General features: G+C 69.1%; 3 protein-coding genes and 1 pseudogene. All 4 read left to right on the top strand.

Going from position 1 to position 4,857, the window contains the following annotated elements:
- The first annotated feature begins 301 nt into the window (after positions 1-301).
- Entirely contained in the window at positions 302-979 is a 678-nt protein-coding gene (gene mtrA, locus AC5RV2_RS14650; RefSeq protein ID WP_493989146.1) for an MtrAB system response regulator MtrA, read from the top strand.
- Positions 980-2,674, top strand: a complete 1,695-nt coding sequence (gene mtrB / locus AC5RV2_RS14645; RefSeq protein WP_494012514.1) for an MtrAB system histidine kinase MtrB — start codon at positions 980-982, stop codon at positions 2,672-2,674.
- Positions 2,655-4,382 (top strand): LpqB family beta-propeller domain-containing protein, encoded by a 1,728-nt coding sequence (locus AC5RV2_RS14640; protein ID WP_494092934.1) that lies wholly within the window; start codon positions 2,655-2,657, stop codon positions 4,380-4,382. The genes mtrB and AC5RV2_RS14640 overlap by 20 nt, the downstream gene beginning before the upstream one ends.
- Positions 4,383-4,490: 108 nt before the next feature.
- Positions 4,491-4,857 (top strand): annotated as a pseudogene (locus AC5RV2_RS14635) (ComF family protein); the annotation flags it as partial.

Raw genomic sequence — 4,857 nt, 5'->3', positions numbered from 1 at the left:
CCCGGCGCCTGGCTGTCGGCCCCGGCGCCGTTGCCGGGGCCCGGGCCGTCGGGGCCCTGGCCTTGCGGATCCCTGCTGTCGTGCCCGGCGTCATTGGCCCCGTGGCTCATCGCGTCCCGTCTTCCTCATCTCGTGTCGCCGGCTGCGGGAGGCCTCCGGCGAAGTGTTAGCCTCTCATCAGCCTATAGTTTCGGTCCGCCAGTTCCTACCATCCCGGCGCGGGCCCGCCGTGGGCGCAGTGTCGGTGTGCCCTGTGCGTCGTGACGTCAGGGATGAGGGGAATAGGGAACAATAGGGAGATATGAAGGCACGCATTCTGGTCGTAGACGACGACGAGGCCCTGGCCGAGATGATCGGCATCGTGCTGCGCAACGACGGCTTCGACCCCGTGTTCTGCGCGGACGGCGCCCAGGCCCTCGAGGTCTTCCGCAGCAGCAAGCCGGACCTGGTGCTGCTCGACCTGATGCTCCCGGGGCTGGACGGCATCGAGGTCTGCCGCCAGATCCGTGGCGAATCGGACGTTCCCATTGTCATGCTGACGGCCAAGTCGGACACCTCCGACGTGGTCCGGGGCCTGGAATCCGGTGCCGACGACTACGTGCCCAAGCCGTTCAAGCCGGCAGAACTCGTGGCCCGGGTGCGCGCGCGCCTGCGTCCGGGCGACCAGCGGGCGCCCGAGACCCTGCGGATCGCCGACGTGGTGATCGATGTTGCCGGGCATGTCGTCCACCGCGGGGACGAGAAGATCTCGCTCACCCCGCTGGAATTCGACCTGCTGGTGGCCCTGGCCCGGAAACCCTGGCAGGTCTTCACCCGCGAATTGCTGCTGGAGCAGGTCTGGGGCTACCGCCACGCCGCAGACACCCGCCTGGTCAACGTGCATGTCCAGCGGCTGCGCTCCAAGATCGAACGCGATCCGGAGGCCCCCGAAGTGGTGCTCACGGTGCGCGGCGTCGGTTACAAGGCCGGCCAAGGGTAAGTGGAGCCGGTTCTCAGCCGGTGGACAGCCAAGCTGAAGGCGGCAGCTGAGGCCGCTTGGCATGCCACGCTGCGGGCCCGCGAGTTCCTGAACCGGAAATGGCGGCGGTCGCTGCAGTTCCGCACGGTGACCGCTGCCGTCCTGCTCACCGCCTTCGCCTTCATGGGCGTGGGCGCGTTCCTCTCCAGCCAGATCGCCTCCGGGCTCTACCAGGAGCGGGTGAACCAGGCGGAGGCCGAGTCCCGGCGCGGTCTGTCCCAGGTCAAGACAATCTTCGAGAGTTCCTCCGCCAGCGACCGGGCGACCGTCTCCAGCATGGTGGCGGACACGCTGAAACTGCTGGAGGGTACCGGCGCCGAAGCGCCGCGCTACTACCTGCTGACGCCGCTGCCGGGCGGCCAGAACCTCTACGTGTTCAGCCAGTCGAACACCTCCATCACCGCCAACATCATCCCGGAGGGGCTGGCCCGGGAAGTCGCCACCGGCACCGGGCAGTACCGCCAGGCGCTCGCGCTGCCCGTGGGCGACAGCGATGTCCCCGCCATCGGATTCGGCACCAAGGTGTCGTTGCCGCCGGGCAATTCGTATGCGCTGTACCTGATCTACGACCTCTCCTCGGTCCAGCAGACCCTCGACTTCATTCACCGGGTGCTCTGGATCGGCGGCGGGCTGCTGCTGATCCTGGTCGGCGGCATCGTCTGGCTGCTGACCCGCGCCGTCGTGCACCCGGTCAGCCAGGCGGCGATCGCCTCGGAGAAGCTGGCGGCAGGACAACTTCAGGAGCGGTTGGAAGTCCGGGGCGAGGACGAACTCGCCCGGCTGGGGGCCTCCTTCAACCACATGGCGAACAGCCTGCAGGAGCAGATCACGCAGCTGGCCGCGCTGTCCGAAATGCAGCAGCGGTTCGTGTCCGACGTGTCGCACGAACTGCGGACGCCGCTGACCACGGTCCGCATGGCCGCGGAGGTGCTGTACGAATCGCGCGGGGACTTCGATCCAATCAACGCCCGCTCCACGGAACTGCTGTACAACCAGGTGGAGCGTTTCCAGGCGCTGCTCGCCGACCTCCTGGAGATCTCCCGTTTCGACGCCGGTGCTGCCGCACTGGATGCGGAGCCGACCGATTTGGTGGAGATCGCCCGCACCGCGCTCGACGCCGCCCAGCCGCTTGCGGAGAACAGCGGGTCGGAGCTGCGGCTGATTGCCCACGAGCCGCGCTGCATCGCGGACATGGACCGGCGCAGGATCGAACGCATCCTGCGCAACCTGATTGTCAACGCGCTGGAACACGGTGAAGGCAAACCGGTGGAGGTCACGGTCGGGGCAACCGAGGACGCCGTGGCCGTCTCGGTGCGGGACTACGGCATCGGGATGACGCCCATGGAAGCCTCCAGGGTGTTCGACCGCTTTTGGCGCGCCGACCCGGCCCGGGCGCGGACCACCGGCGGCAGCGGCCTGGGGCTGTCGATTTCCACGGAGGATGCCCGCCTCCATGGCGGCTGGCTGCAGGCGTGGGGCGAGCCGGGCAACGGTGCCTGCTTCCGGCTCACACTGCCGCGGCACAGCGGCGGCACGCTCACCCATTCGCCGCTGCCGCTGCCACCGGCCGGCGCCTCCGCATGGCACGGCCAGCTGGTGGCCGAGAATGTGCTCCTCGAACAGCAGGAGGAAAACGGTGTTCCGGATCCCAGCTGAGCCTGCCCGCCTCTCCCGGCTGCGCGCCGTCGTCGTCATGCTCTGTGTCATGCTGGCGCTGGCCTCCTGTTCCTCCATCCCGATGTCGGGGCCGGTGGGCACGGTCCAGGCCGATTCGGGCGAAACCGGGGGGACCGGCTACACCTTCAACCCGCCGGGGCCGTCGCCGGGGGACTCCCCGCAGCAGATCGTCGCCGGCTTCATCCAGGCGGGCACGGCCACGCAGGACGATTACCGGATTGCGCGCGAATTCCTCGCCCCGGACCTGGCCGGCGAATGGCAGCCGGTGCAGCGGACGCTGGTGTACCGGAACGTCGTGAGGATTGTCGGATCGCCGTCCGAAACCGAATTCGTGCTCCAGGTGGAGGTCGATGCCACGATCAACGAGTCGGGCGTCCGGACCCAGGCCGAGGAAGGGGCCACCGAATCGCTGCCGGTGGAACTGGCTCAGGTGGACGGCGAATGGCGGATCTCCAGCGTTCCGGACGGGACCATGGTCTCCACGGTGGACTTCCGCACCTTGTTCTCCCCGTTCAACCTGTACTACTACGACCCGACGTACACGTATGCCGTGCCGGACGTGCGCTGGTTCGCCAACCGGCAGGGCATCTCAGCGGCCATCGTGGCTGCCATGCTGGAGGGGCCCGCACCGTACCTGGCCGGCGCCGTGATCAGTGCCTTCCCGGAAGGCTCGCAGCTGGTGCGGCGGGCCGTACCGATCGAATCCGGGGCTGCCAGCGTGGACCTGTCGGCCGAAGTCCTGACGGGCACCACGTTCCTGCGCCGGCAGCAGATGCAACAGCAGTTGGAATTGACGCTGGGGGAGCTCAATACCGTCTCCACCGTCCAGATGACCGTAGACCAGCGGGAAGTGGATCTGGGCAATTCCCCCGATCCGCAGTTCCAGGCCGCGGTGACGGACCCCGCGGTCGGCAATGTGCAAATCGGGGTCTTGGACGAGGAACTGGTGTTCTACGAAGGATCCCGGCCGGTCAAGCCGGAGGACCTGCCGTCCGTCAGCCGGCTGCGCCCGCGCGAACCGGCGATGTCGCTGGACCAGGAACGCTTTGCCTTCCTGACCGCCGAGCGCAACCGGATGTTCGTGATCGGCGAGGACCGCCGCGCGGTGGAGGCGGCATCCGGAAGCAACCTCACCGGACCCAGCGTCGATCCCTTCGGCTGGGCCTGGGCGGCGGCCGGTGACGGCAGCGGGAAAGTCTCAGCGGTTTCCATCGAGGAGCCGGACGAATCGGTGGCGGTCAGCGCCCAATGGCTCACGGAGCGGACCGTGACCGAGCTGCAGATCTCGCGTGAAGGATCCAGGGCGCTCATCACCACCCGCGAAGGCGAGAGCACCTCGGTCTATGTTGCCGGCGTCGTCCGGGACCAGGACGGCCGGCCCCGGGGCATCACCACGCCCAAGCGGTTGAACCCCTCGGTGCCGGTCGACTCCGGCGTCTGGGCCGACGAAGATACCGTCGTCGTCATGCAGGCCTCGCCCGACGAAGCGGTGACCGCGGAGGTGCTGAACCTGGACGGCAGCACCCTGCGGACCGCGCCCCTGCAGGGGATGGTGGAGATCAGCGCCGGCAACGGCAGCCAGGACGTGTACGCCCAGACCAACGAGATGCTCTACATCCGCGTCGGCAACAGCTGGGCTCCGCAGCGCAACTCCCCGCTGGTCATCGATCCGTCCTTCCCCGGATAGCCCCGCCTCCACAGCCGCCCGCAGCACCGCAACACTCCACAACCGGCGCCCGGACCACGCCGGCCGGGCAGGGCGCGGCCAGACTGAAGGCATGGCGGGGACCCGGTGGTGAAGGCGACGGCAGGCGTGGGCACCCGGCTGGACAGGCTGTATTTCAGCCGGGCCGCCGAGGCGCTGCGGATCTGGTCCGGGCAGTTCGGCCGGCTGCTGCTGCCGACCGACTGCGTGGCCTGCGGCGCGCCGGATTACGTCCTGTGCGCTGCCTGCAGGCGGCGCCTGCGCCGCTCGACGGTGCGCCCGAGGGCCGTGGAACAGGACGCCGACTCCTTGCCGCTGGACGAGGCCGGCCGGCCGCTGCCGGTGACCGCCGGGGGACCCTACCGGCGTGAACTCTCCCAGGCCGTGCTGGCCTTTAAGAACCACGGCCGGACCGAGCTGGCGCCGGTGCTGGCCGTCGTGCTGGCCGGCGCCCCGG

The sequence above is a fragment of the Arthrobacter sp. Y3225116 genome (assembly GCF_059091245.1).
This window is presented reverse-complemented; position numbering and strand designations above follow the sequence as displayed.

What these genes read in the sequence shown, in the direction of transcription:
- mtrA (WP_493989146.1), top strand. Translation starts at nt 302, where the DNA reads ATGAAGGCACGCATTCTGGTCGTAGACGACGACGAGGCCCTGGCCGAG.